Origin of the sequence: Streptomyces tendae (assembly GCF_008632955.1) — a bacterium.
In the GTDB taxonomy this organism is placed as follows: Bacteria; Actinomycetota; Actinomycetes; order Streptomycetales; family Streptomycetaceae; genus Streptomyces.
The window spans coordinates 2582324-2607050 of sequence record NZ_CP043959.1; the positions used below are offsets into that span (position 1 = coordinate 2582324).

General features: G+C 72.4%; 23 protein-coding genes and 1 riboswitch. Of the genes, 10 read left to right on the top strand and 13 right to left on the bottom strand.

Going from position 1 to position 24727, the window contains the following annotated elements:
- Positions 1 to 77 precede the first annotated feature (77 nt).
- Genes F3L20_RS12070 through F3L20_RS12085 form a run of 4 tightly spaced genes read right to left on the bottom strand, consistent with a single transcriptional unit; the run spans position 78 to position 2869 of the window.
- Positions 78 to 938, bottom strand: coding sequence for an energy-coupling factor ABC transporter ATP-binding protein (locus tag F3L20_RS12070; RefSeq protein WP_150154266.1), 861 nt, complete (start codon positions 936 to 938; stop codon positions 78 to 80).
- Positions 935 to 1684 (bottom strand): cobalt ECF transporter T component CbiQ, encoded by a 750-nt coding sequence (gene cbiQ, locus F3L20_RS12075; RefSeq protein ID WP_150154268.1) that lies wholly within the window; start codon positions 1682 to 1684, stop codon positions 935 to 937. Before cbiQ ends, F3L20_RS12070 begins: the two co-directional genes overlap by 4 nt.
- Positions 1685 to 1691: 7 nt before the next feature.
- Complete coding sequence (locus F3L20_RS12080; RefSeq protein WP_150154270.1) at positions 1692 to 2150, bottom strand: energy-coupling factor ABC transporter substrate-binding protein; 459 nt, start codon at positions 2148 to 2150, stop codon at positions 1692 to 1694.
- The gene (locus tag F3L20_RS12085; RefSeq protein WP_150154272.1) at positions 2147 to 2869 is read right to left on the bottom strand and encodes an energy-coupling factor ABC transporter permease; all 723 of its coding nucleotides are present in this window, start codon (positions 2867 to 2869) and stop codon (positions 2147 to 2149) included. Before F3L20_RS12085 ends, F3L20_RS12080 begins: the two co-directional genes overlap by 4 nt.
- A gap of 30 nt (positions 2870 to 2899) precedes the next feature.
- A riboswitch (cobalamin riboswitch) is annotated at positions 2900 to 3082 on the bottom strand.
- Positions 3083 to 3335: 253 nt separating this feature from the next.
- Between F3L20_RS12085 and F3L20_RS12090 the strand changes: the two genes are divergently transcribed.
- From F3L20_RS12090 to F3L20_RS12115, 6 genes are all read left to right on the top strand, one after another.
- Positions 3336 to 4925: an ABC transporter substrate-binding protein gene (locus F3L20_RS12090; RefSeq protein WP_150154274.1), complete on the top strand. Its 1590-nt coding sequence runs from the start codon at positions 3336 to 3338 to the stop codon at positions 4923 to 4925.
- Between the two features lie 20 nt (positions 4926 to 4945).
- Positions 4946 to 5914, top strand: coding sequence for an ABC transporter permease (locus tag F3L20_RS12095; protein ID WP_150154276.1), 969 nt, complete (start codon positions 4946 to 4948; stop codon positions 5912 to 5914).
- A complete protein-coding gene (locus F3L20_RS12100) occupies positions 5911 to 6810 on the top strand; it encodes an ABC transporter permease (RefSeq protein ID WP_150154278.1) in 900 nt (299 codons plus the stop codon). The genes F3L20_RS12095 and F3L20_RS12100 overlap by 4 nt, the downstream gene beginning before the upstream one ends.
- 124 nt (positions 6811 to 6934) lie before the next feature.
- On the top strand, positions 6935 to 7618 hold the full coding sequence (locus F3L20_RS35590; RefSeq protein WP_431193194.1) for a hypothetical protein: 684 nt from the start codon (positions 6935 to 6937) through the stop codon (positions 7616 to 7618).
- Positions 7619 to 7781: 163 nt separating this feature from the next.
- Positions 7782 to 8762, top strand: coding sequence for an ABC transporter ATP-binding protein (locus tag F3L20_RS12110; protein ID WP_150154280.1), 981 nt, complete (start codon positions 7782 to 7784; stop codon positions 8760 to 8762).
- Entirely contained in the window at positions 8755 to 9414 is a 660-nt protein-coding gene (locus F3L20_RS12115) for an ABC transporter ATP-binding protein (RefSeq protein ID WP_150154282.1), read from the top strand. Before F3L20_RS12110 ends, F3L20_RS12115 begins: the two co-directional genes overlap by 8 nt.
- Before the next feature lie 34 nt (positions 9415 to 9448).
- On the opposite strand, the gene F3L20_RS12120 is transcribed toward F3L20_RS12115, so the two are convergent.
- On the bottom strand, positions 9449 to 10516 hold the full coding sequence (locus F3L20_RS12120) for a hypothetical protein (protein WP_150157306.1): 1068 nt from the start codon (positions 10514 to 10516) through the stop codon (positions 9449 to 9451).
- 200 nt (positions 10517 to 10716) lie between these two features.
- Here F3L20_RS12120 and F3L20_RS12125 point away from each other — a divergent pair, with 200 nt between their 5' ends.
- On the top strand, positions 10717 to 11241 hold the full coding sequence (locus F3L20_RS12125; protein WP_150154284.1) for a hypothetical protein: 525 nt from the start codon (positions 10717 to 10719) through the stop codon (positions 11239 to 11241).
- Between the two features lie 61 nt (positions 11242 to 11302).
- On the opposite strand, the gene F3L20_RS12130 is transcribed toward F3L20_RS12125, so the two are convergent.
- Positions 11303 to 13222: an SMI1/KNR4 family protein gene (locus F3L20_RS12130; RefSeq protein ID WP_150154286.1), complete on the bottom strand. Its 1920-nt coding sequence runs from the start codon at positions 13220 to 13222 to the stop codon at positions 11303 to 11305.
- Positions 13223 to 13359: 137 nt separating this feature from the next.
- On the opposite strand from F3L20_RS12130, the gene F3L20_RS12135 reads away from it, so the two are divergent.
- Entirely contained in the window at positions 13360 to 14529 is a 1170-nt protein-coding gene (locus tag F3L20_RS12135; protein WP_150154288.1) for a DUF418 domain-containing protein, read from the top strand.
- Here F3L20_RS12135 and F3L20_RS12140 read toward each other — a convergent pair.
- The gene (locus tag F3L20_RS12140) at positions 14517 to 17249 is read right to left on the bottom strand and encodes a hypothetical protein (protein ID WP_167534513.1); all 2733 of its coding nucleotides are present in this window, start codon (positions 17247 to 17249) and stop codon (positions 14517 to 14519) included. The two genes, F3L20_RS12135 and F3L20_RS12140, sit on opposite strands and share 13 nt — an antisense overlap.
- 874 nt (positions 17250 to 18123) lie before the next feature.
- Positions 18124 to 18369, bottom strand: coding sequence for a hypothetical protein (locus tag F3L20_RS34500; RefSeq protein WP_240810882.1), 246 nt, complete (start codon positions 18367 to 18369; stop codon positions 18124 to 18126).
- Between the two features lie 360 nt (positions 18370 to 18729).
- Between F3L20_RS34500 and F3L20_RS12155 the strand changes: the two genes are divergently transcribed.
- A complete protein-coding gene (locus F3L20_RS12155) occupies positions 18730 to 18936 on the top strand; it encodes a hypothetical protein (protein ID WP_150154296.1) in 207 nt (68 codons plus the stop codon).
- Positions 18937 to 18960: 24 nt separating this feature from the next.
- Here F3L20_RS12155 and F3L20_RS12160 read toward each other — a convergent pair whose 3' ends face one another.
- From F3L20_RS12160 to F3L20_RS12170, 3 genes are read right to left on the bottom strand one after another with little or no spacing between them, the layout of a single operon-like run.
- On the bottom strand, positions 18961 to 19569 hold the full coding sequence (locus F3L20_RS12160) for a dihydrofolate reductase family protein (RefSeq protein WP_150154298.1): 609 nt from the start codon (positions 19567 to 19569) through the stop codon (positions 18961 to 18963).
- A 58-nt stretch (positions 19570 to 19627) separates the two neighbouring features.
- Complete coding sequence (locus F3L20_RS12165; protein WP_150154300.1) at positions 19628 to 21193, bottom strand: sodium:solute symporter family transporter; 1566 nt, start codon at positions 21191 to 21193, stop codon at positions 19628 to 19630.
- Positions 21190 to 21531 carry a hypothetical protein gene (locus tag F3L20_RS12170; RefSeq protein ID WP_240810883.1) on the bottom strand — a complete coding sequence of 114 codons (342 nt, stop codon included), beginning with the start codon at positions 21529 to 21531 and terminating at the stop codon, positions 21190 to 21192. The genes F3L20_RS12165 and F3L20_RS12170 overlap by 4 nt, the downstream gene beginning before the upstream one ends.
- A 341-nt stretch (positions 21532 to 21872) precedes the next feature.
- On the opposite strand from F3L20_RS12170, the gene F3L20_RS12175 reads away from it, so the two are divergent.
- A complete protein-coding gene (locus tag F3L20_RS12175; protein ID WP_150157308.1) occupies positions 21873 to 22322 on the top strand; it encodes a DNA-binding protein in 450 nt (149 codons plus the stop codon).
- A gap of 125 nt (positions 22323 to 22447) precedes the next feature.
- Here F3L20_RS12175 and F3L20_RS12180 read toward each other — a convergent pair whose 3' ends face one another.
- Together F3L20_RS12180 and F3L20_RS12185 are read right to left on the bottom strand one after the other, a co-directional pair.
- Positions 22448 to 23977 carry a helix-turn-helix domain-containing protein gene (locus tag F3L20_RS12180; RefSeq protein WP_150154302.1) on the bottom strand — a complete coding sequence of 510 codons (1530 nt, stop codon included), beginning with the start codon at positions 23975 to 23977 and terminating at the stop codon, positions 22448 to 22450.
- 75 nt (positions 23978 to 24052) lie between these two features.
- Positions 24053 to 24262 (bottom strand): DUF4236 domain-containing protein, encoded by a 210-nt coding sequence (locus F3L20_RS12185; protein WP_150154304.1) that lies wholly within the window; start codon positions 24260 to 24262, stop codon positions 24053 to 24055.
- Between the last annotated feature and the right edge of the window lie 465 nt (positions 24263 to 24727).

Genomic DNA, 24727 nt, shown 5'->3' on the forward strand with positions numbered 1-24727 from the left:
GGTGGCCCCGCCCGCCAGGCCGCCCTCCACCTCGCCGGCATCCTCATCAGGCCCGACGCCGGCCGGAGAGGTGGAACCTAGCCGGGCCTCCGGTCCCGGTACTCCGGCGCGGCAGCCAGCGCCGCCAGCTCCTCGGGGGTGCGGGGGCCGACGTCCGTGTCTGCCCCCACCCCGTGCGCCCGCAGGAACAGCCCGGCCGCCACACCCCACGGCAGCCGGAGCCCCGCCGCCGTGAGCAGGTCCCGGCGCGACAGCGTCCCGGCGACGGGGCCGGTGTGGACGCCGGACGGGGTGAGCAGCGCCGCGTCGTCGGCCCAGCGCAGGGCGAGATCCACGTCGTGGGTGGCCATCACGACGGTCGTGCCGTTCGCCCGCAGCCCGTCCAGGGTGGCGAGCAGGCGTTCCTGGCCGTCGGGGTCGAGCCCCGCCGTCGGCTCGTCGAGGATCAGCACCCGGGGACGCATGGCGACCGCGCCCGCGATCGCCGTCCGCTTGCGCTGCCCGTAGGAGAGCAGGTGCGTGGGCCGGTCGGCGAGCGCGGTGATGTCCAGCGCGGCCAGCGCCTCCGCCACCCGCGCGCGCACTTCGGTGTCGGACAGTCCCAGGTTCAGCGGCCCGAACGACACGTCCTGCCCCACGGACGCGGCGAACAACTGGTCGTCGGGGTCCTGCACCACCAGCTGCACGGTGGTGCGCAGCGCGGTCAGCCCCTTCCGGTCGTGGCGCACCACCCGCCCCGACACGCTCAACTCCCCGCTGCCTGGCCGGAGTCCGCCGCTCAGCAGACGCATCAGCGTCGTCTTGCCGCTTCCGTTGCGCCCCAGCAGGGCCAGCGCCCGGCCCTCACGCACCTCGAAGTCCAGCCCGGTGAACACCGGCGGCCCCTCGTCGTACGCGAACGAGACGCCCCGCAGGGCCACCAGCACCGACTCGCTCACGACAGGGGCCTTTCCAGTACGAAGGTGAGGACGGCCAGCGTCGCCAGGAGCGCCCCACTCGCGGCCGTGAACCGCGCGGAGACGCGGGCCTCGGGCACGAGCACGCGCAGGGTGCCGTCGTAGCCGCGGCCCGCGAGCCCGGTCTGCAGCCGCGCCGCCCGGTCGAAGGACCGCACGAACGCGGTCGCGCCGAGCCCGCCGAGCGAACGCCAGGTCGCCGCCCGGGTGGTGTGCCCGAGCCGGGCCGCCTGCGCCGCGTGCACCCGGCGCACCGAGTCCAGCAGCAGGAAGCTCATCCGGTACGTCACCAGCGCCACGTCCACCAGCGGCGCCGGCACCCCGGCGCGCACCAGCCGGGGCAGCAGGTCCGACATCGGCGTGGTGAACGCGAACAGCAGCACGCCCAGCGAGGCGGCCGAGGTGCGCAGCAGCAACTCCCCGGCGCGCACGGGCCCGTTGCCGGCGGGGGACACGAAGCCGCCCGGGCCGCCCACCTGCACCAGCAGGGTGAGCGCCCCGGTGACGCAGAAGCCCAGCGGCACCCGGTACGCACGCCACAGCCGCCGAGCCGGCACGCCCGCCGGGCCGAGCAGCAACGCGAGCGCGGTGACCAGGACCAGTGCCGCGCCCGGCCAGGGCGGCAGCGAGATCGCGAGCACGGTGAGACCGAGACCGAGGACGGCCTTGTCCACCGGATGACGGCGGCGCCAGCGGCTGCTGTGCGCCGCCGCATCGATCGGCAGCACGGAACCGTCAGTCCCGTCCGTCACCGGGGCCGGTACGCACACCCGCGCCGGGACCCGCGGTACCCGTACCTGCGCCGGCACCCGTGCCTTCGGCACCCGCACTGTCGGCGTCTGCGCCCGTACCCGCGGCACCGGCACCCGCGTCCGCCGCGATCAGCTCGCGTGTCCGTGCCTCGCCCTGCCGGCGCCCGCGCCGCAGCCCGAAGTAGTAGGCCAGGACGCCCGCGCCGAGCGCCGCCTGGAGGGCGAACAGCGCCGACTCGATCTCGCCGGACGGCGGTTCGTACAGCGGCGAGAACCACGGCTCGTAGTCCGGGTGGAGCTCGGTGATCGCGGTCTCCGCCTCCCCGTCCGCCCCGGCGAACGGCTCCTCCTTGTGGTCGCCGAGCCCGAACACCAGCGGGATCACGGCGAGGGCGGCGACGAGCAGCAGAAGCAGGGTGTTGATCCTCGTGTTGCGGCTCATCGGGCCACCACCTCCGCCGACTCGGCCGACTCCGCCCGCCCGCGACGCCCGGCGACCGAGGTGACCAGCACCCCGAGCCGGGTCAGCTCGCCCTTGCTCGACTGCACCAGCAGGCGCATCACCAGCACGGTCAGCAGCCCCTCGCTCACCGCGAGCGGGATCTGCGTGACCGCGAAGATGGACCCGAACTTGCCCAGGGCGCCCAGGAATCCGCTGCCGGGGTCCGGAAAGGCGAGCGCCAGCTGCACGCTCGTCACGCAGTACGTCGACAGGTCGGCGACGAACGCGCCGCAGAACACCGCTCCCATCAGCGGCACGTCGTACCGGCGCAGCAGCCGGTAGACGGCGTACCCCGCCCACGGTCCGACGATCGCCATCGAGAAGACGTTGGCGCCCAGGGTGGTCAGCCCGCCGTGCGCGAGCAGCAGTGCCTGGAACAGCAGGGTGATGGTCCCGAGCACCGCCATGACGGGTGGCCGGAACAGGATCGCGCCCAGCCCCGTGCCGGTGGGATGGGAGCAACTCCCGGTCACCGACGGCAGTTTCAGCGCGGACAGGACGAACGTGAAGGCGCCCGACGCGCCCAGCAGCAGTGTGCTCTCGGGATGAGCTCTCACTTCACGGATGAGCGACCGGGCTCCGTGGACGACGAACGGCGCCGACGCGACGCCCCAGGCGACCGCGTGCGCCGGTGGCAGAAAACCCTCGGCAATGTGCATGGCTCAGCAGACCCTCTCCAGCACCTCGTGGATGGTTGACGCGCCTTGGCCGGTCTCCTGGCTGACGGGTACCACCGCCCGTGCTCCGCCTTCCCGGGTCCCGGAGGACCCAGTGGCTGCCCGCGAGGGCCGGAGCCGGACTTCCCGATCACAGTGGCGAGGGCCGCACCGGTATCGCACCGATTTCCCGTCACCAAGGCGTGGCGACAGTAGTCCCCGGCGAGGCCCGGTGACAAGCGGCGACGGGGGCGCGCGGACGGCGCCCGGCAGCTCGCGACCCGGCGCACACCTGCGCGTTCGGGCCTCACGGGGCCCGCTTCCGGATCCGGGGGATAGGGGGCCGCCGTCCTGGGCAGGGTCTTGCTGCAACTAATATGCAACAACGACTTTCCAGCAACAGGTTCGGACAGGACGTCCGGACAAGAGGCCCGGGCAAGAGGTCCGGTCGACAGGGATGTGAGGTTCGATGACGACCCGACGCATACGGGGAGCCGCTGCGGTACTGGCGACGGCCTCGGTGGTCACCGCCTGCTCGGCGCCGGGCAGTGGCGGCGCGGACGGCGCGGCGGCCGCCGAGTCCGTCGTGATCGGGGTCTCCACCGAGCCCGACACCCTGAGCCCGCTGCTCGGTTACGGCAAGGACGGCAACTCGAAGATCTTCGACGGACTCCTCGCCCGCGACGCCGACATGAACCTGCGGCCCGCCCTGGCGAAGGCGCTCCCGAAGATCACGGACGGCGGCCGGACCTACACCTACACCCTGCGCGAGGGTGTGGAGTTCAGCGACGGCGAGCCGCTGACCGCCCGGGACGTGGTCTTCACCTACCGCACGGTGCTCGACGACGACACCAACAACACCTTCAAGAGCGAACTGGCCGCCGTCGAGGACGTCCGGGCGGTGGGCGACGACACGGTCGTCTTCACCCTGCGTCACCCCTACGCGCCGTTCGCCGCCCGCACGGTGCTGCCGGTCGTCCCCGAGCACGTCGCCGGGAAGCAGGACCCCAACACCGGCGCCTTCAACACCGAGCCGGTCGGCACCGGGCCGTACGTCCTCGTCGACTGGCGCAAGGGCGAGAAGCTCACCTTCAAGGCCAACCCGCACTACTGGGGCGGCGCGCCGAAGGTGAAGAAGCTCACCATGGCGATCGTCGCCGACGACGACGTCCGCGCCACCCGCCTGCGCTCCGGCGACCTCGACGGCGCGGTCCTCCCGCCCAACCTCGCCGCCACCTTCAAGAACGACGACGACAAGAAGACGTACCGGGCCACCTCCTACGACTTCCGCGCCGTCACCCTGCCCAGCGGCAGCCCCGTCACCGGCGACACCGCGATCCGCCGCGCCCTCGACCTCGCCGTCGACCGGCAGGCCATGGTCGACAAGATCCTCGACGGCGCCGGCCGCCCCGCCTACGGCCCGCTGCCCGTCGACGACCCCTGGTTCGCCAAGGACGTCGAGCGGTCCCGGGACCTCGCCGAGGCCGGGCGCATCCTCGACGCGGCAGGCTGGAAGGAGGGCAACGACGGCATCCGCGCCAAGGACGGCCGCCCCGCCCGCTTCACCCTGTACTACCCCTCCGGCGACAAGGTCCGCCAGGACCACGCCCTCGCCTACGCCTCCGACGCAAAGAAGGCCGGCATCGACGTACGGGTGCAGAGCGCCACCTGGGAGGTCATCGAACCCCGCATGAAGCACGACGCCGTCCTCGCGGGCTTCGGCAGCATCGGCGACCCCGACTTCGGCCTCTACACCCTGCTGCACTCCTCCCTCGCGGGCGACGGCTTCAACAACATGGCCCGCTACGACAACCCGGCCGTGGACCGGGCCCTGGAGACCGGCCGCCGCACCCAGGACCCGAAGGCCCGCAAGGCCGCCTACGACGACCTGCAGCGCGCCCTGATGAAGGACCCCGGCTACACCTTCCTCACCCACATCGACCACATGTACGTGCTCGCCGACCGCTGGACGGGCCTCACGACCCAGACCGAACCCCACGAGCACGGCTTCGCCGCCGGACCCTGGTGGAACGTCGAGGACTGGCAGCCCGCGCCATGACCCACGCCCCCTGGGGAGCGATGACACGGCTCACCGCCCGCCGCGCCCTGTACGCCGTGCCGGTGCTCGGCGTCGTCACCTTCGGCGTGTTCGCCGTCGCCGCCGCCTCCCCCTTCGACCCCGTCAAGGCGTACGCGGGCACCGCCGCGCTCGGCGCCGACCAGGAGACCCTGGACCGGCTGCGGGACAACCTGGGCGTGGACCGGCCGTTCACCGCGCACTGGTGGGACTGGCTCACCTCCGCCGTCGGCGGCGACCTCGGCCGGTCCACCGTCATGCGTCAGCCGGTGGCCGAGGTGATCGGCGAACGGCTGCTGTGGTCCACCCTGTTGTGCGCCGTCGCGTTCGCCGCCGCCGTGCTGCTCGGCACGGTGCTCGGCGTGCTCGCCGCCCGCCGCCCCGGCTCCCTCGTCGACCGCGCGGTCACCTCGCTCGCGTACACCCTGGAGGCCGCCCCGGTCTTCTGGATCGCGCTGCTCGCCGTCTGGCTGTTCGCCCTGCGGCTGGACGTCCTCCCGGCCGGCGGCCTCACCGACACCGGAAGCGACCTGGTCACGTTCGGCGGACTGGTCCAGCACCTGGTGCTGCCCGCCGGCGTCCTCGCCCTCTCCCAGCTGCCCTGGTTCACGCTGTACGTCCGCCAAGGCGTCGGCGACGCCCTCGCGGAGGACCCGGTACGCGGGGCCAGGGCGCGCGGCCTGAGCGAACGCACCGTGCTGCTCGGCCACGCCCTGCGCTCCGGACTGCTGCCGGTGCTGACGCTCATCGGCTCCCGCGTGCCGGAACTCATCACCGGCGCCCTGCTGGTGGAGACGGTCTTCAGCTGGCCCGGAATCGCCTCGGCGACCGTCGAGGCGGCCACCGCCGTCGACTTCCCGCTGCTGGCCGCCCTCACCACCCTCGCCACCGCCGCCGTCCTCGCCGGCAACCTGCTCGCCGACCTGCTCTACGGGCTGATCGACCCGAGGGTGAAGCTGGAGGAGATGTGACGACCGACGTCGACACGGCGGACGTGAAACCGGCCGCCCCCGCGTGGCGCGCGCACGGGACCGCACGCCGCTCCACGCACGTCCTGCGGCTGCGGGTCTCCGGCGTGCTGGTCGCCGTGACGGTGCTCGCCGTGCTGCTCGTGCCGCCGCTGACCCAGCTGGACCAGCAGGCGGTCGACCTGGCCGCCAAGCTCCGACCACCGAGCTGGGCCCACCCGTTCGGCACCGACGACGTGGGCCGCGACCTGCTGCTGCGCTGCGTCTACGGGCTGCGCGTCTCGCTGCTGGTGGGCGTGGTGGCCGCACTGACCGCCACCGTCATCGGTACGGCCGTCGGCGCCACCGCCGGCGCGCTGGGCGGCTGGGCCGACCGCACGGTCATGCGCCTGGTCGACACGCTGTCCTCGGTGCCGCACCTGCTGCTCGGCATCTTCATCGTGGCCATGTTCCGGCCGGGCGTCTGGCCGGTGGTGGTGTCCGTCGCCCTGACCCACTGGCTGTCCACCGCCCGCATCGTCCGCGCGGAGGTGCTGTCGCTGCGGTCCCGGCCCTTCGTCGACGCGGCCGTCTCCGGTGGCGCGTCCCGGTGGCGCGTGGCGGTACGCCACCTGCTGCCGGGGGTGCTGCCGCAGGCCGGCCTCGCCGCCGTCCTGATGGTCCCGCACGCCATGTGGCACGAGTCGGCCCTGTCCTTCCTGGGTCTCGGCCTGCCCACCCACACCGCCAGCCTCGGCACCCTGATCCAGGGCGCCCGTGGCTCGCTGCTCGCCGGACAGTGGTGGCCCACCCTCTTCCCCGGCCTGTTCCTGATCATCCCCACCCTCGCGGTCGCCGGCCTGGCCGGCGTCTGGCGCGAGCGGATCAACCCGCGCCGCCGATCGGAGCTGATGCTGTGACTGTCAAGGACGCCATGACATCGGCGCCTTCCCCGGCAGAGACCGACCCGGCTGCCGTGCCGGCTGCTGGAGACGAGGAGGCCGGTCCCGCCCCCTCCCCGCCAGGGGACGGGGCGGCATCGGTCTGGAAGGCCGAGGGTGCGGCGGGCGCGGCGGAGTCTGCCGCGCCGGCCGGCCCGGCCCGGCAGACCGCCGCCCCTGCGGCCGGGACCGCGTCGACGGGCCGGGACGCGGTCTCCACCAGCGAGGCGGCCCGCCCGTCCGGGCGGGCGGCTGCCGAGGCGACCGAAACCGAGGCGACCGAAACCGAGGCGACCGAAACCGAGGCGACCGAAACCGAGGCGACCGAAACCGAGGCGACCGAGGCGACCGACGACGAAACCGAGGCGACCGAAACCGAGGCGACCGAAACCGAGGCGACCGAAACCGAGGCGACCGAAACCGAGGCGACCGAAACCGAGGCGACCGAAACCGAGGCGACCGAAACCGAGGCGACCGAAACCAGGTCGACCGAAACCAGATCGACCGAAACCGGGTCGACTGGGCCAACGGAAACCGGGTCGACTGGGCTGGCCGAAACCGGGCCGACGGAAACCGGGCCGACCGGGAGGGCCGAAACAGCGGCGACCCGGCCGCTCGACACGGCGCCGAGCGGGCCGTCCGACACCGCGTCGACCCGGCCGTCCGACACCGCGCCGACCCGGCCGTCCGACACCGGGCCCACCGGGAGGGCCGAAACAGCGGCGACCCGCCCGCCCGACACGGCGCCGAGCGGCCCGTCCGATACCGGGCCGACCGAGAAGGCTGACACGGCGGCGACCCGGCCGCTCGACACCGCACCGACCCGGCCGACCGAAACCGCGGCGACCGACACCGCGCCGACCGGGTCGGCCGACACGCCGCCGACAGGCGCCGGGCCGACCGGCGTTGGGCGGACCGGCGCCGGGCGGACCGGCGTCGGACGGACCCGTATGGCACCGGTGCTGTCCGTCCGCGGGCTCTCCGTGCGCTTCCTGCTGCCCGGAGGGCGGCGGGTCGCCGCCGTGTCCGACGCGTCGTTCGACGTCGCGCCGGGGGAGTGCCTCGCGCTGATCGGGGAGAGCGGCTGCGGCAAGTCCGTGCTGGCCTCCGCCCTGCTCGGGCTCCTCCCCGCCAACGCGCGGACCGCCGGGCACGCCCACCTCGGCGACCTCGACCTGCTCACCGCCGACGAACCCACCCTCGCCCGTACCGTACGGGGACGCCGTGTCGGGCTCGTCCCGCAGTCCCCGGCGGCGCACCTCACGCCCGTGCGCACCATCCGCTCCCACATCGAGGAGACGGTCGCCCGGCTCACCGGCACCCGGGGCCGCGCCGCCCGCCGTCAGGCGGCCGAACGGGCCGCGCAACGCGTCGAGTTCCCCCTCGACCACCTCGACCGGCACCCGCACGAACTCTCCGGCGGTCTGGCCCAGCGCGCCGCCACCGCCCTCGCCCTGATCGGCGACGCCCCGCTGCTGCTCGCCGACGAACCCACCACCGGCCTGGACCGTGACCTCGTGGACCGCACGGTGGACGAACTGCGCCGCCATGTGGACGACGGCCACGCCCTGCTGATGATCACGCACGACCTGGCCGCCGCCGAGCGTATCGCCGACCGCGTGGCCGTCATGTACGCGGGCCGCATCGTCGAACTGACCGGCGCCCCGGCCTTCTTCGGCGCCCCGGGCCCCCGCCACCCCTACAGCCGCGGTCTGCTGGAAGCCCTCCCCGAACGGTCCTTCACGCCCGTCCCCGGGCTGCCGCCCGAGCTGGGCAGCCTCCCCGACGGCTGCGCCTTCGCCCCCCGCTGCGACCGGGCCACCGGCCTCTGCGCCACCCTGCCGCCGTTCAGGGACTCCGTCGCCTGCCACCACCCGGCCCCCGCCGGCCCGCCGGAGACGGCCCCCACCCCGGAGGACATCCGTGCTTGAGCTGCGTGCCGTCACGGCCGGTTACGACCGCCGCGCCCCCGTCGTCCGTGACACGACCCTCACCGTCACCCCGGGCGAGGCGGTGGGCCTGCTCGGCCCGAGCGGCTGCGGCAAGTCCACCCTGGCCAGGGTCGCCGCCCTGCTGCACCGCCCGGTCGCCGGCGAGGTCGTCCTCGACGGCGTACCCGTCCACCGCTTCCGGCACCGCGCACCCCGTGCACAGCGCACCGCCGTCGGCGTCGTCTTCCAGCAGCCCCGCCTGGCGGCCGACCCCCGGCTGCGCCTCGCCGACCTGATCGCGGAACCCCTGAGGGCGACCGGCCGGCGCGCCTCGGCCGCCGACCGGGTGGCGGAGCTGGCCGACACCGTCGGCCTCACCCCCGACCTGCTGGGCCGCCGCCCCCACGAGGTGAGCGACGGCCAACTCCAACGCGCCTGCCTGGCCCGCGCGTTGGCTTTGCGACCGCGTTGGCTGGTGTGCGACGAGATGACGGCGATGCTGGACGCGTCGACGACGGCGGCGCTGGTGCGCGTCGTCGAGGACTACCGCGCGTCGACGGGGGCGGGCCTGCTGTCGGTCGGCCACGACCGCACCCTGCTGAACCGCTGGTGCGACCGCACGGTCCCCTGGGAGGCGGTGGCCGCGGGCTGAGGCCCCGGCGCGGCTCCGGCCCTCAGGGGACGGCTCACCACATCTGCACGTCGTCCGAGAGGTCGCCCTCCTCGAACGACGCATCACCGAACTCCTCGTCCGTGAACGCGGAGCCGACGGCCCCGGCGAAGAGCCCTCCGAGGATCTCCTCGACGCGCACCTCGGTGGCACCGGCCGGCGCCGTGGTCTTCTCGCCCTTGCCGACGCGCAACACCAGCGCGAACTTCTTGACCTTCGCCTTGTCGGCCAGCTTGGCGAGGTCCACGGACACCTCGGTCAGTTCACCGTTCTTCAGGGTGAAGTCGGCGGTGACCTTCTTGTTGGGCGCGTCCGCGAAGTCCTTGGCGGTGGGCAGCTCGTCGCCGATCGGCAGGTCCTTCTGCAGCGGCCGGAGCGTGTCGAACAGCTCGGTCACCAGGGTGCGGAACGGCGCCGTCGCCTTGATGTGCTCGGTGCCGTCCGACCCGCCGGAGGCGGTGAGGTCGACGTTCTCGGCGACGACCTTCTTCAGCGCGTTCGTCAGCTTCTTCTGCGCCTTGGCGTCGAGGCTGGGCTCCGCCGACGGCTCCTCGCCCCCGAGGGCCCCGGCACCCGCCATCCCCTTGCCGGTCTCCTCCATCTCCTTCTTCGAGACCTTCAGCCACTTGCCGTCCAGGAGCTTCTTGAACGCCCCCGCCTCGGCGGGAAGTTCGTCGGCCGGCGGCATGGGGCTGCCCGAGAGCTCCCCGAGCTTCACGGCGTCCACGCGGAAGTAGACGTGGTCGCCGACCAGCCGGTACTCGAGCAGGTCGCCGTCGGCGCCGCTGACCTTCATCGCCATGGCCGTGAAGTCCTTCTCCTCGGACTTCTCGATCGGCTTCTTCGACTGCACGGAGAAGCTGATCCGCGCCTCGCTGAGCAGCTCGGCGACCTCGTCGGGCATCTCCTCGCCCGGCTCCGACGACTCGGCGTCCAGCGCCTTCAGCGACGCGGCGTCGGTGTCCAGGTCCAGCTCGAAGGAGAGCGAACGCTCCTCACCGAGCTTGTCGAAGGCGTTGTCCAGCTTCTGCCCGGCGGACAGGTTCTCCACGGTGCCGCAGGCGGCGGTGCCGGCGAGAACCATGCCGGCGACGGCGGTGGTGGTCAGAGTCTTGCGCAGCGCGAAAATGACGATCTCCTCGTGAAAATGACCGCGTTGGTCATCAATGAAGACCGTTCGAGACGTCGAACGGTTGTATGGCATACGTAAGTTCCCCGGCGGTTCCGCCCGTTGAGTGCGGTGTGCGCCGACTCACCGGGCCGCCGGACGGGAAGAAGCGGGACATGTCCACTCACACGACGGCGGCGGCCGGGGTCCAGGTCTGTTCCCTCAAGCGGGACACACCGCAGACGATCCCGGCGAACAGCCCCTACACGGTCATCAGGTTCCCTTTCGGGTCCGCCGAGTCCAGCGACCACTTCACCATGCACCAGGTCAACCAGCCGGACGGGTACGTCATCACCAGCTGGGACACCGACCCGCGCTCCGGACTCATATGGCCGAGCGTCGCCGGCTGGGGAACCCTGTACGCGATGATCCAGTGGGAGGCGGGCGGCTACAGCGAACTACGCGACCAGTTCGTCCGCGACCCGCTCGGTCTCACCCCGAACCCGAACGACACGACGGCCACGGAGCACCGCCCGCCCAGCCCCGGCATGCAGTGCTGGACCAAGAGCTGGGGCATCTTCGTGGACCCGGCCGTCCCCCTCGCCGTACGCGCCACCCATGACGATTCGGTGGCCCGCAAGATCGTCCTGGCCGAGTTCAAACTCGTGATCCACGAAGCCGCCTCACCCGCCCCGGCCTGACCCGCCCCGGTCTGACCCGTCCGGCCGAGGCCGCCCCCGGCCGGACCACTCCCGGCCGGGGTCATCGCGGGCTGACGGTGACCGTGACGTACGCGAAGGCCTCACCCTCCTGGGGCGCGCGGTTCCAGGACCGGGTGGTCAGCTGCGGCAGGATGCCCTCGGCCAGGGCGTGCCGGGGGAGGGAGAGGCCGAACTCGTCCTGCACGGCGGCCAGCAGGCGCCGCTCACGGTCCGCGTCGTCGACGCCGCGCAGAACATGCTCCGGGTCGAGGGCCGCCGGCACCTGCCCCGAGCGCTCGACGTCCGTGCCGCGCAGCGTGTACGCGTACCGCTCCTCACCCCGCTCGGCCACCGAGAGGTGGAACACCGCGGGGGTGTCGTCGCGACCGCGGCGCACCCACAGCACCACCGCGCGTCCGCCGCGCGAGGCGCCGGCGGCCGGGGAGACGAAGAATGTCCTGGGCTCCGAAGCCCGCAGGGCCGCGTCGAAGCCGAACGCCCACCCGCAGCCCGTCCGGCCCACCGCCATCACGGCCCGGTCCTCCCACGGCGCCGAGTCGTCCCGCTGCCCGACGTCGTACGGAAACCACCCGGCGGGACGAACGGGCGCAGCGGTCAGTCCCGTGCCCCCGTCCTCGCCCGCACCCCCGTCCTCACCGACCAGACCGGGCAGCGCCTCCGGCTCCACGCCCTCCACCCACAGACAGCGGTAGGAGCGGTGCGGGGCGTTCCACCGCTGGGGCTCCGCCAGCCAGCACAGCCCCGGCGGATCCAGGTCCGGCACCGGCTCGGGCAGCGCGCCCGTGCGGCCGGCCCGGGGCGTGGCCAGCAACTCCAGCCCCCGCTCTCGCGTCACCACCGGCCCAAGGACCGGGTCGGCCAGCAGGCCGAGCGGTGCCAGCAGGTCCGGCGCGGGCGGCGACCACGACGGCAGCCCGGCGCGGATCAGCCGCCACGCGGTGTCCGTGTCACCCCAGCGCGCCGCGTCCCTCGCCTCGGCGACCGCTTGTCCGAAGGCGCCGTCCGGTGCGTAGCGGTGGGAGCCGTCGCGCACCCGGGCGAGGATCTCGTCGGCGGCTGCTCGAACGCCGTCGTCGGTCTCGGCGCCCAGCGCGAAATGACGGGCGGGGCCGCCGGGGCGGCTGTCCCGCACATGAGCGAGGGCCAGGACGGGCACCAGGTCCTGCACGCAGCGCGGATCGGCGACGAGCCCGCCGAAGCTCGCGGTATTGACCCCGTAGCCCTGGGCCAGTGTGTCGAGCTGTCGCAGCATCCCCCAGGCCCCTGGCCGCCCGTAGCGCTCGGCGCCGGCGAGCAGGTCCCGCGCGGCTTCCCACCGCCCGCTCAGCGCGTCCTCCCGCGCCCGCTCGACGTCGGCGTCCCGGGCGCGGGTGGTGTCGTTCACGAAGTCCGGGAGTCGTGCCCGCTCGGCGTGGAAGGACTCGTACCGGCGCTGCATGTAGGCACGGAACGACGGATACCGGGCCGGGTACTCGCCGCTCCAGCCCTTGTAGACGTAGAGGGCCCACTCACCGTCCTCGTCGGTGTCGCCCGGGTCGAGCAGCGCATAGGACATGTCGGAGTCGGTCTCCAGCTGAAGCGCGCGCTCCCACATCCCGGCGAGCAGCACGTCCTGCCCGGTCGACCGCTCGTCCAGGTTCCCCCGGTACATCGGCGTCATGCCGAACGGGTCGCCGAACCAGCCGATCTCGTGCGCCGCACCGAGCTGGTAGATCGAATCGTCGCGCAGGCTCCAGCCGTTGCTGGCCAGGAGGAACCCCCGGTAGGACGGCGGCAGTCGGGTCCCCAGACGCCGCTCGGCATCGGCCACCTCGGCCTCGGAGGCCGGCGGCGACTCCAGCGTCAGCTCGGCGAGGGTCGTGTCCCCCTCCGCCAGCTCCATCGCCTCGTCCTCGCTCGGCACCCACTCGTCCTGCCAACGCCGCAGGAACGTCCGCCAGTCGAACTCGTTGTCGTCCACCCGCCGATAGTGGCAGCCCCCACTGACATCGCCGTCCCCATCGGCCGGTTCTCCGGCGACAGGCGTGGACGAAAGTCGCGCGGCGGCCGACTCCTGGCCGATGTCCTGCCCCCACCTGCGCGCCCTTGACTGGACGCATGACGACCCGGACGTCCGAGCCCACCGCCGTGGCCACCCGCGCCCTCGCCCCCGACCTGGCGCGGGGCTTCATGCTCCTCTTCATCGCGCTGGCCAACTCGCACTACTTCCTGCGCGGCACGTCGGTGCTCGGCGGCTACCCCCGCGATGGTTCCCCCGTGGACTCGGCGGTGACGTGGCTGATCTCGACGTTCGTCGACGGCCGGGCGTTCCCGATGTTCGGGCTGCTGTTCGGGTACGGCGTCGCCCGCATCGTGAGCAGGCAGGAGGACAGCACACCTCGCTCGGTGCGACGGCTGCTGTGGCGGCGCAGCCTGGCGCTGGTCGTCATCGGCTCGCTGCACGCACTGCTGCTGTACGTCGGGGACATCCTGGCGGCCTACGGGGTGCTGCTCTTCGTCGGAGCGTGGATGGCCCGCTGGAAGGACCGCTCGCTGCTGCTGACCGCCGCGCTGTTCCTGGTGCTCGTCTCCCTGCCGGGCGGGGAGTCGTCGACCATAAGCACCGATCCGCCGGACGGCGCGCTGCTCCCCGCCGACCTGCTCACGATGGTGGTGGAGCGGGCGCAGACGGCGCCCTACATCGCGCTGCTCGGACCCCTCGGTTTCATGTGTCCGTTCGCGGCGGGGCTCTGGGCGGGCCGCCGGCGGATCCTGGAACAGCCGGAGCGCTACCGGGCCTTGCTGCGGGTCACGGCCTCCGTGGGACTGGGCGCCGCCGTCCTCGGCGCCCAGCCGATCTCACTGATGCTCGCGGGAGTCGTGCGCGTGCCGGACCGGCCGGCCCAGGAACTGATCGGCCCGCTGCACGACGCGACGGGCGTCCTCGGCGGCTTCGGATACGCGGCGGCGGTGTCCCTGCTCGCGCTGCGCCTCGGGAACCGCCGGGGGTCGGTGGTGAACGCGATCGCCGCCACCGGCCAACGCTCGATGACCTGCTACCTCGTGCAGTCGGTGATCTGGACGCTCGTCTTCACGCCCTTCCTGCTCGACCTCTCCGGGACCCTGACCGTCACCACCACGGCCCTCCTGGCCCTGGCGACGTGGACGGGGACAGTTCTCCTCGCCCACCAGATGCATCGCAGGGGTCACCGGGGTCCCTTCGAGGTGCTGGCCAGGCGGGTCACCTATGGGCGACGAGTCCGAGCAGGACGGGTTCAGCCGAGTTGAACGATGTCGCCGGCGCCCGTCTGCGCGTACATGTCGTTGACGATCTTCTGTGCCAAAGCCCGGTGTGTGGACGGAACCTCGACGCGCACCCACAGCAGGTAGGCCTGCTGGGTGCGTTCTGTCTTGTTCTGCCAGGCCCAGAATCGTTGCATGGTCATGCGGTAGCGGCCGTCACCGACCACGTCGGCCGCGTAGTACGTGGCTTCGTTGTGCTTCGTCCACGGGGTGGTGGCGTGATCGGGAGCGGAGCGCAGGTATGCCGCCGTCTGCTGGTCGCTGCAGTTCACCCCGCACCGCAGGTTGCGGATCTCGAGGCGCAGGTCGGGGAGCAAGCCGGCCTCGACGAGGTCGGGCACCGCCGTGCACGTGTACGCGCTCCGCGTGTAACTGCCGTTCCGGTGACAGTCCATGTGTTTGGGCGCGCGGAAGACGAAAGGAGCGAACGCCAGCTCCCAGATGTACGAGCGTTCGTCGTCCTGCCAGGTCGCGCCGTACACGGAACCGGTGGCCCGCCGGTTGTAGAAGGCGAAGCGGTTCTCCTTGGCGGGGAGCGCCGACTGCGGGGTGACCGAGGAGAGCGGCCCGTCGACAGCGGGCTCGGTGGCACCCCGGGAAAGCGGCTTCGGGTCACCGTCCCGTGGGCGTGTGCCGTCGAGGCCGGCCCGGCGCAGCGCCTGCCGGGCCAGGACCTGGGCGACCTCGGCAGCACGGTCGAAGGAGGCGAACTCCTCGCTGTAGTCGACCTGGACCACAGCGTTGGCGACCCGTACGCCCACTCTGGCCACCGTCCTCGAACGCTCAAGGCGGGCCGTCGTGTCGGCCGAGCGGGACCAGGCGGCCACGTACGCCTCGTGGCCGAGGCCACGGAGATCCCTGTGGAAGCCGTCGTCCGACACCCCCCTCTGCCCGGCGTTGGGTGCGCCGGCGCGAAGCTGTCCGTAGCGGACCTGAGCCATTTCGCTTCCGCTGACGGTGACGCCGTTCCCGGTGAGCAGGATGGGGCTGATGCCGATGGTCACGTTGCGGCTGAACGGCGCCTGCTCGCCCACCGAGCACGAAGCAGCGTCGTCGGCGGCCACCCGGACCGGATCCCGCATCAGCCGGGCCGCGTCCGCCGCGTCGAGCAGTGCGCAGGCGGTGGGCAGCGAGCGGACAGGTCCTGGCAGACGCTCGGCGACCACGGCACCGGAGCCCACCACGAGTTGCCCGCCGGCGACAGCGGCGGCGAGCCCCGCGGCCACGGCTCGGCGAACCCGCCCGGGCGCGCTCCGGGGCCGCGCCCGCACCTCGGACGGCACACGGAGAGCGAGACGGTTCCGCAGCTCGATGTGCCGGAACCGGTAGACGCCGCCCGCCTGCCGTAGTACCCCCCGGGCATGTGCGTCCTCCAGGAAGGGCAGGAGGCGCCGGGGAAGCCGGCCGGTGGCCCAGAAGTACAGGCGGGCCATGGTGAACCCGCCCCACGCCGAGGAGCCGAAGGCGAACAGCAGCCAGAACACCGGCGTCGCCACCGCCATCAGCGTCCAGTCGCCGACGGTGACGACGTCCCTGCCGCCTCCTACGGACTGCCAGGCGAACAGCAGCATGGGCGGCAGGGCGAGCACATGCCGCAACGGCGTCGCATCGTCGGTCAGGCGGAGCGGGGAGAACCAGCCCACGGTGATCACGCTCCGCCGGTCCGCCCGCAGCAGGGCGGCCGGGCTGTCCGCCTTGGCCGGATCGGTGCCGCGCCACACGTGTCTGAGAGCTCGGCGCCCGTACCACCAGACCACTACGCCGGAGAGCCAGAGGTACAGGAACGACGAGCCGTCCCGGCGGACGACGGCCGTCACCGTGGCGCCGATCGTGAGGACGGCCAGAACTCCCAGCCCTCGCTCCGGCCACGAGGTGAACGCGCCCCGGAGATCCCCGCGTCCGGGCCGGCGCAGCCTGCGCGGCGGCTCCTGCCGCCCGGTGGTCCGCTCGGCCGCCTCCGCCAGGAGAGCCAACCCGCAGAGCACCGCGTACGCCCCGGCCAGGGACGGCAGCGGAAGCCACTGCCGCCACCACGGCATCCCGAAGGCGACGACGGCCACCGACAGCCAGCCGACCACGAGTGCCGGCAGCATGACGAGCACGGAGGCGGACCGGGGAAGGGTGCGGTCCAGTCGCCACCAGGCGAAGTCCTGCTCGTTCACCGCCTTCATGTGCGCGGCGAGGAAACCGATCCAGGTGCGAGCCTGTTGGGGTGACCAGCCGCCGTGGGCCGTCTGGATGTCGTACGAGGAGCTGTAGACGGCGTCCAGGTACGCGTCGTACAAATGGCTTTCGATGTCGGCGCGGGACCGGAACACATCCGACTCGAGCAGTTCCGAGGGATCGGCACCGACGCGGGCATACGCGACCCGGGCGAGTCCCACCATCAGCGGAACGGACAGCACCTGCCTCAGCCGCCGTACCTCGGGTGGGGCGGCGGGTGAGCGGTCGGCGATCCGGTCCAGGACCGGTGTCCAGCGGGTGGGAGCCCGGCCGGGGCTGAGATACGCCCGTACGGTCGCTTCGCCGAGCGGCCTGAGGTGGATCTCCGTGCGCTCGAAGTCGAGCTGGTCGAGAACGTGTCGGCGGTACTCGGGTTCGCGGCTGGCGAGTACGAAGGGCCGGCGGCCGCGCATGGTCTCGCCGATCTGGCGGAGGGCGGCGGGCCGGCGGTGCTCGGGGAGTTCGTCGAAACCGTCGAGCACCGGCAGGACCCGACCTGTGAGGAGGAGGTGGAAGGCCACCTCCGTCGGCGGGACGTCGGGCGCCGGGGTGCAGGCTTCCGGGTGCGCGTCGGCGGGTGCGCGTCGGCGAGCTGCTCCGCCATCCAGCGCAACAGTCCCTGGTCCGGGTCCCAGGACGCCAGCGACACGATCAAAGGGACCGGATCGCCGGAGCCGCGGGTCCGGCGATGCAGCAGGGCGTGGGCCAGGCGCAGAACGAGCACGGACTTCCCGGCGCCGGCTCCGCCGAGGACGACGAGGCGACGCGCGGGGGTGGCGGTGTAGTAGTCGGCGATGTCCGGTGGGCCGGGCCGCGCCGACGGGGCCTCCTCCTCGCCGCTCTCCTCTCTCGGCGGCGGCAGGGTCGTCCAGGCCACGTCCAGCGGGTGGGGGTCGTTGAGCCTTCTCAGGCGTTCGTCCTCGTCGTAGCGGACGACCAGGCTCTCCGCGAGCGCCTCGGCGGCGCGGTCGAGGGTGCGCCTGGTGCGCCAGGCGGCCCGGCGCCGGTACGCCCACTTCCCGCGCAGCCAGGACCACGCGGAGAGCCCGATGGTGCCGGCGAGGAGCAGTCCGCCGCCGACCACCGGCCCCGGGTCGAGGCGTGCGGGAAGGGGGAGCTCGGGGCGGGCGATGAGCAGGAACACCCCGAGCAGACCGACGGCGTAGGGCAGAACGGCCACGCCGGGATTGCGACGGGCGCCGGGCCCGCCCGCACCGTGCCCCGCGTGCAGGTCGCTGTCCCCGTGCAGGGAGACGTTCTCGACGACCTGCGCGAAGACGACGTTCCGCTGGGTTCCCCCGGATATCTCCTGATGCAGGCCGTCGCCGCCGCTCGCCACGCCCCGCTCCTCCCCGGTCAGCCCAGATTGATCGAACCGTGGACGTCGCGGGTGAAGACGACGCTGTGCTGCGTGCCGCCCGAAATCTCCTGGTGCTGGGTGCCACCGCCGGCCGCCGCGCCGGACACCTGCTCCGCCTCCCGCCGCCACAACGCCAGCGCCTCGGCGAACGCGGGGTCCTGCCGGGCGCGCAGTTCGAGACCCTCGGCCAGTCGGGCGGCGCGCTCCTCGTCGGAGGAGTCCTCGTCGAGAGCTCCGACCAAGGCGCCCACCTCGGGTTCGCCGTCACCTTGCACTGCATCGGGCTGTCGGTCGGGCGACCGCTGCACGAGGGTCCGCAGCCGCTCCCACACACTTTGCCCGGCCGCCCCGGCGGTCCCGCTCGCCAGGGCCATGAGAAGGTCCGCCGCCACGGGTTCCACGCGTCTCCCCTTTCGCGCTCCCTCAGGAGGTACGACCTTACGCCTCAACTGGGGCTGTGGGCATGCCGGTTGCCGCGTTCAACAACGTCACGGCGCCGCGTGACAGAGTTGACGGGCGCGCCGAAGCGACGTCGGCACGCGGATCCTGTGCCGCACTCCGGAACCCGAACATCACCACAACAGGAGGGACACGTAAGCGTCGTGAGAATCACCTGGTTCGCCTGGCTGGCACAGCATGCCGATGAATTCGGGTACAGCGACGGGCCGTTGCGTGCGTCCATAGGGGCGGGGGCCGTGGCGGTGACCGCCGCGCTGTTCTGGTTCGCACTGCACCGCAACCGGCCCGCCGCCATGGCCGCCGCCGGCCTGACCTGTGCCTTGGGCGTCGGATGGCTGGCCTCCCACTAAGGCTGGTTTTCCACTGACCCCGCCCTACTCCCCGAGCGACGCCACCGCCTCCTTGTAACCGCCCGTCGGCGGCGCCGTGTCCGGCCCGTACACCAGATTCAGCACACCCGTGCTGAACGTCTGCGACTTCAGCAGCCGCAGCGGGATCGACGGCTCGCCCTCGTCGAACAGGCGCATGCCCTTGCGTACGGCGACGGGGTGGACGAGGAGCTGGAGCTCGTCGAGCAGGCCCGCCGCGAGCAGCTGCCGGATGACCGACACCGAGCCGCTCAGCCCGATGTCACCCCCGGACTCGCCCTTCAGGGCGGCGGCGACCTCGGCGACGTCGCCCTGCGCCTGCTCCGAGTTGCGCCACTGGAAATCGAGAGGGCTGCGCGAGAACACGATCTTGCGCATGTCGCCGAGCTGCTTGGCGAAGCCCGCGTCCTCCGCGCCCGCCGTCTCCCGCGCCGGCCAGGCGCCGGCGAAGCTGTCGTACGTCACGCGTCCGAAGAGCATGGTGTCGGCGTTGCTCAGGCCCTCGCCGACGGCCACGCCCATCTCGTCGTTGAAGTACGGGAAGTGCCACTGGTCGGGCGCCTCGACGACACCGTCGAGGGAGATGAACAGGCTGGCGACGATCTTCCGGGACATGGTGTCCTCCTGGGTGTCCGGTCCGTGTACCGATTACGACCGTGCCACCGACCGGAATTCATCGGTGGGCGGCACGCGGTGAAGACCTCCGGACGGTGTCGCCTGCCGTCCGGCGCGGATCCGTGACGCTGCCCAGCCAGCCGAGCAGGAACCCGACCGGTGTCGTCACCAGCCCCGGGATGGTCACGTCCCAGACCCGGAAGTCGTGCCCCGGCATGATCGACGTGGGGGTGCCGGACATGTACGGCGACACCGCGAGCGCCACCACGGTCACCACCGTGGCACCCCACAGGCACCACAGCGCGCCGCGGGCGGTGAAGCGGGGCCAGTACAGCGCGTAGAGCAGGACGGGCGCGAGGGCGGCGCCGCAGAGGCCGAGCCAGAGCGTCGAGACGACCACCAGGTTCCAGTCGGCGCACACCACGGCGACGGCCGCGGCGGCGAGCCCGGTCAGTGCGGCGGCCCACCGCGACGCGGTGCCGTCCACCCGGCCCGCCGGGCGCCCGCCGGAGGCCCCCAGCACGTCCCGGCCCAGGGTGATCCCGGCGGCGAGGGTCACGTCGACCACGGCGGCCAGCGCGGTGAGGAAAAGGACGCAGGCCAGGGCAGCGACCAGGATGCCGCCGCTGTCCAGCGCCCGCCCCAGCAGCAGCGGCGTGAACACCTGCGCCGACGGGCCGGCCTCCCGCAGCACACCGCCGACCAGCGCCGCCGCGCCGACACCGACGACGGCGAGGGCGCCGTACAGCAGGACCAGCTCCCCGAGCATCCAGCGGCCGACGGTCCGGGCCCCGCGCGGGCTCTTCGTCGCGATGGCCCGCATCAGTACGGCGGGCATGGCCAACGTGGCCATGGTCATGCCGAGGATCTGGCCGACGCGGTTCACCGCCCCGACCCAGCCGTCACCCGTATAACCACCGGGCCGCAGGAATCCCTCGCCCGTCCCCGATCCGTTCGTGGCCGCGTCCAGCAGGCGGCCGAGATCCCCGCCGAAGCGGTGCAGGACGAGCGCGGCGGTGACCAGCAGCACGGGGACGGCGATCACCGACTTGGCGATCATCACCACGCCCGTGCCCCGGATGCCGCCGCTGACGGCCAGCGCGGTCATCACACAGCCGATGACGACGATGCAGCCGGTCCGCGCGCCGGGCTGCCCGAGCAGCGCGGCGGCGACGTTGCCGACCACCACCAACTGCACGACCAGCAACGGGAAGCAGACGAGCAGGGTCACCACACCCCACGCCACCCGCACGGCGGACCCGCCGTTGCCGCGCGCGTCCAGCAGGTCCGGGGCGGTCAGCGAGGCGTGCGCGCGCAGCGGTTCGATGACCAGCACGAGGAACAGCAGGACTCCGACCAGGCTGCCCAGCATCACGCCGAGCCCGTCGAACCCGGTGGTGGCGACCATGCCGACCAGCACGGTGACGGTCGCCACGGTGGTGGTGTCGCCGCCCATCGCGATGCCCTGCTGCCAGGAGCGCAGCCGCCGGCTGTCGGACCGCACGAGGGCGCGGTCGTCCTCGTCGGCGCCGGTGATGACGCACAGCATCAGGCAGATGACGACGAACACGGAGAACACGGCGAAGACGAGCGACCGTGAGGAGGAATCCAGCAACGCGGTCATGCCCACCTCCGGTCGTCCGCCTCGTTCGCCGCGGTGACCCGGTCGGCCCGTCGCCCGTACGCGACCAGACCGTGCACACCGACCCCGAGCGGCACGACGGCCAGCACCGCCCCGAGACTCACGGCCCCGGCGACCGGAGTGCCGTACACACCCGGCACGAGCGCGGCGGCCACCACGTACAGCACCCACACGAGGCCGATCCGCAGACCGACCCGCAACCCGACCGCCAACCGCGCGGCCTCCGCCGGGACGTGGGCGGACAGGGCGCGGTCATCAGGCACCGGCGGCCCCTGCCGGTACGGCTCCGCTCCGTAGAACTCCAAGACGACTCCGCTCACGCACGACGATCCGACGCCCCGCGGTGGGGTGCCGGTACGGATGTGGGGGTGGCCGCGGAGTCAACCAGACACGGAGGCGGCGTGGAGACGGACTGTTCCCACGCCCAATCAGGAGCTCATGGGACGGTGAACGCGCACTGCCCGAAGCGCGGCGGAACCAGACGTCAGGGGACGAGTCCCGCGTTGGCGGCGCGGAGGAAGAGCCGCCGGTGCCATACGTTGGCCTCCGGCCCCGGGTCGCCGGTGAGGACGGGGTGGACAACCCGCAGGCGGCGCAATTTGAACGAGTTGTTTACATCGACTCGTTGACAACGGTTCGTGGGCCGCCGCATCCTCTTCTCATGTCGTCCACTCCTGAACAGCACGCCGACCCGTTCACGCCTCAGCAGCCGGAGCAGGCGCGAGCGCACCGTGTCCATGCGTCCCTGTTTCGCATCGCCGAGCGGCACGCGGCCACCGACGAGCAACGCCACCGACAAATTCATCCCTCGGTCCTCGGACCGCACGAAGCCGTCAGGCTCGTCTCGTTCCTGCTCAGTGGGGCCGCACTGCTCGACGACGGCGAGCCGGAGGTGGACCAGGCCGACATCACCGCCGCGTTGAGCCTCGTGCCGCTGATGCGCGGGGAGATGGACGAACTGGAAACCGGACTCCTGCAGATGGCGCGCGGACGAGGCATGACGTGGCAAGAGATCGCCTTCGGCCTCGGGCTCGGAACTCCGCAAGCGGCCAGGCAGCGGTACGAACGACTGGCCAGCCGCAGCGAACCCGAAGCAGAAAGCCCGAAATAGCCCGAAAGCTGCCCCGGCCGCCTGGCGGGTCAGGGGCCTGTCCGTGGAGCGTCGGTGGGCGGGCGCCCACCGACGCTCCACGGCTTCGAAGCACTCTCCGGAGTGCTCGATCCGCCTGGGTGTCCTCAGATGTCCCGGAAGATCTCGATCTGCGCCCCGATCGAGTTGAGGCGTTCCGCCAGGTCCTCGTAACCGCGGTTGATGACGTACACGTTGCGCAGCACCGAGGTGCCCTCCGCCGCCATCATGGCGAGCAGGACGACGACGGCCGGGCGCAGGGCCGGCGGGCACATCATCTCGGCGGCGCGCCAGCGGGTCGGACCCTCGACCAGGACGCGGTGCGGGTCGAGGAGCTGGAGCCGGCCGCCGAGGCGGTTGAGGTCGGTCAGGTAGATGGCGCGGTTGTCGTAGACCCAGTCGTGGATGAGGGTCTTGCCCTGCGCCACCGCCGCGATCGCCGCGAAGAACGGCACGTTGTCGATGTTCAGGCCCGGGAACGGCATCGGGTGGATCTTGTCGATCGGCGCCTCCAGCTTGGAGGGCCGGACGGTCAGGTCCACCAGGCGCGTACGGCCGTTGTCCGCGAAGTACTCCGGCGTGCGGTCGTGGTCGAGGCCCATCTCCTCCAGGACCGCCAGCTCGATCTCCAGGAACTCGATCGGCACCCGGCGGACCGTCAGCTCCGACTCCGTCACCACCGCCGCGGCCACCAGGCTCATCGCCTCGACCGGGTCCTCGGAGGGGGAGTAGTCGACGTCCACGTCGATCGTGGGGACACCGTGCACGGTGAGCGTCGTCGTTCCGATGCCGTCGACCTTGACGCCCAGCGCCTCCAGGAAGAAGCACAGGTCCTGGACCATGTAGTTGGAGGACGCGTTGCGGATGACGGTCGTGCCGTCGTGCCGCGCCGCGGCCAGCAGCGCGTTCTCGGTGACGGTGTCCCCGCGCTCGGTCAGCACGATCGGGCGGTCCGGCGCGACGGCCCGGTCGACCACCGCGTGGTACTGCCCCTCCGTCGCCGCGATGTCCAGGCCGAAGCGGCGCAGAGCGATCATGTGCGGCTCCACCGTGCGCGTGCCGAGGTCGCAGCCTCCGGCGTACGGGAGCATGAAGCGGTCCATGCGGTGCAGCAGCGGACCGAGGAACATGATGATGGAGCGGGTGCGGCGGGCCGCCTCCGCGTCGATCGCGGCGAGGTCCAGCTCGGCCGGCGGCACGATCTCCAGGTCGACGCCGTCGTTGATCCAGCGGGTGCGCACGCCGATGGAGTTCAGCACCTCCAGGAGGCGGTAGACCTCCTCGATGCGGGCCACGCGGCGCAGCACCGTGCGCCCGCTGTTGAGCAGCGAGGCGCACAGCAGTGCCACGCACGCGTTCTTGCTCGTCTTGACGTCGATGGAGCCGGAGAGGTGCCGGCCGCCCACCACCCGCAGATGCATCGGACCGGCGTAGCCCAGGGAGACGATCTCACTGTCGAGCGCCTCACCGATGCGCGCGATCATCTCAAGGCTGATGTTCTGGTTGCCGCGCTCGATGCGGTTCACCGCGCTCTGACTGGTGCCGAGCGCCTCGGCGAGCTGGGTCTGTGTCCAGCCTCGGTGCTGTCTGGCGTCACGGATGAGCTTGCCGATGCGTACGAGGTAGTCGTCTGCCATGAGGTTGAGGCTATCTCAGATATGAGATGGCACCTCTTGGGGGGTCCGTTCGGGTGATGGTCGGGTGATGTGACGTCAATGTCCGCTGGTCCGGCGGCTGCGGGTGGTGCGGCGCCAACCGAAAGGTCCGGGCAAATCCATCGATGTCGTATGACGTCCGGTACTGCTCCGGGTGTACCGAGGGCCGTTCTTCCCCCCGCCGGTGGTGATGGACCACGACTTCTTGTTGATGTTCAGCCGCACCCCCGGAAGGATCCGGAAACTCTTACGGAACGTGAGGGGCATCCTCGCCTCCTTGATCGGTCCTGCCGTGACTGACTGTGTCTCAGTCGGATACCCCGGTTCGGAGCGGTAATGGCATCCGGTGTCTCGCGGGTCCACGGCGGCTACGGCACCTTCGGCTCGACGGCGCTCTCGGCGTCGACGGCACCTTCGGCTCGACGGCTCCTTCGGCGTCCACGGCGTCCACGGCGTCCACGCCGCCTTCGGCGGCCGGCGTGCCCCGGCGCTCCCGGCGACTCCGGCGGGCGGGAGTCGTGTCACCCGTGGCGCCCGGCCCGTCGCGGCGGGAGGGTGGAGGGGAGGAGGGGACAGCGCGCCCACGGGAGGGCGCCGGGAGCGGGCGCGCCGGGGCCACGCGGGAACCCGGGCATGACCATTCCGCGCCCGTGTACTAGAGTTATCTCGACATCGAGATATCTGCCGAGGCGCACCGCGGTCGCCACGCGAGTTAGGCACACCTAACTTAGC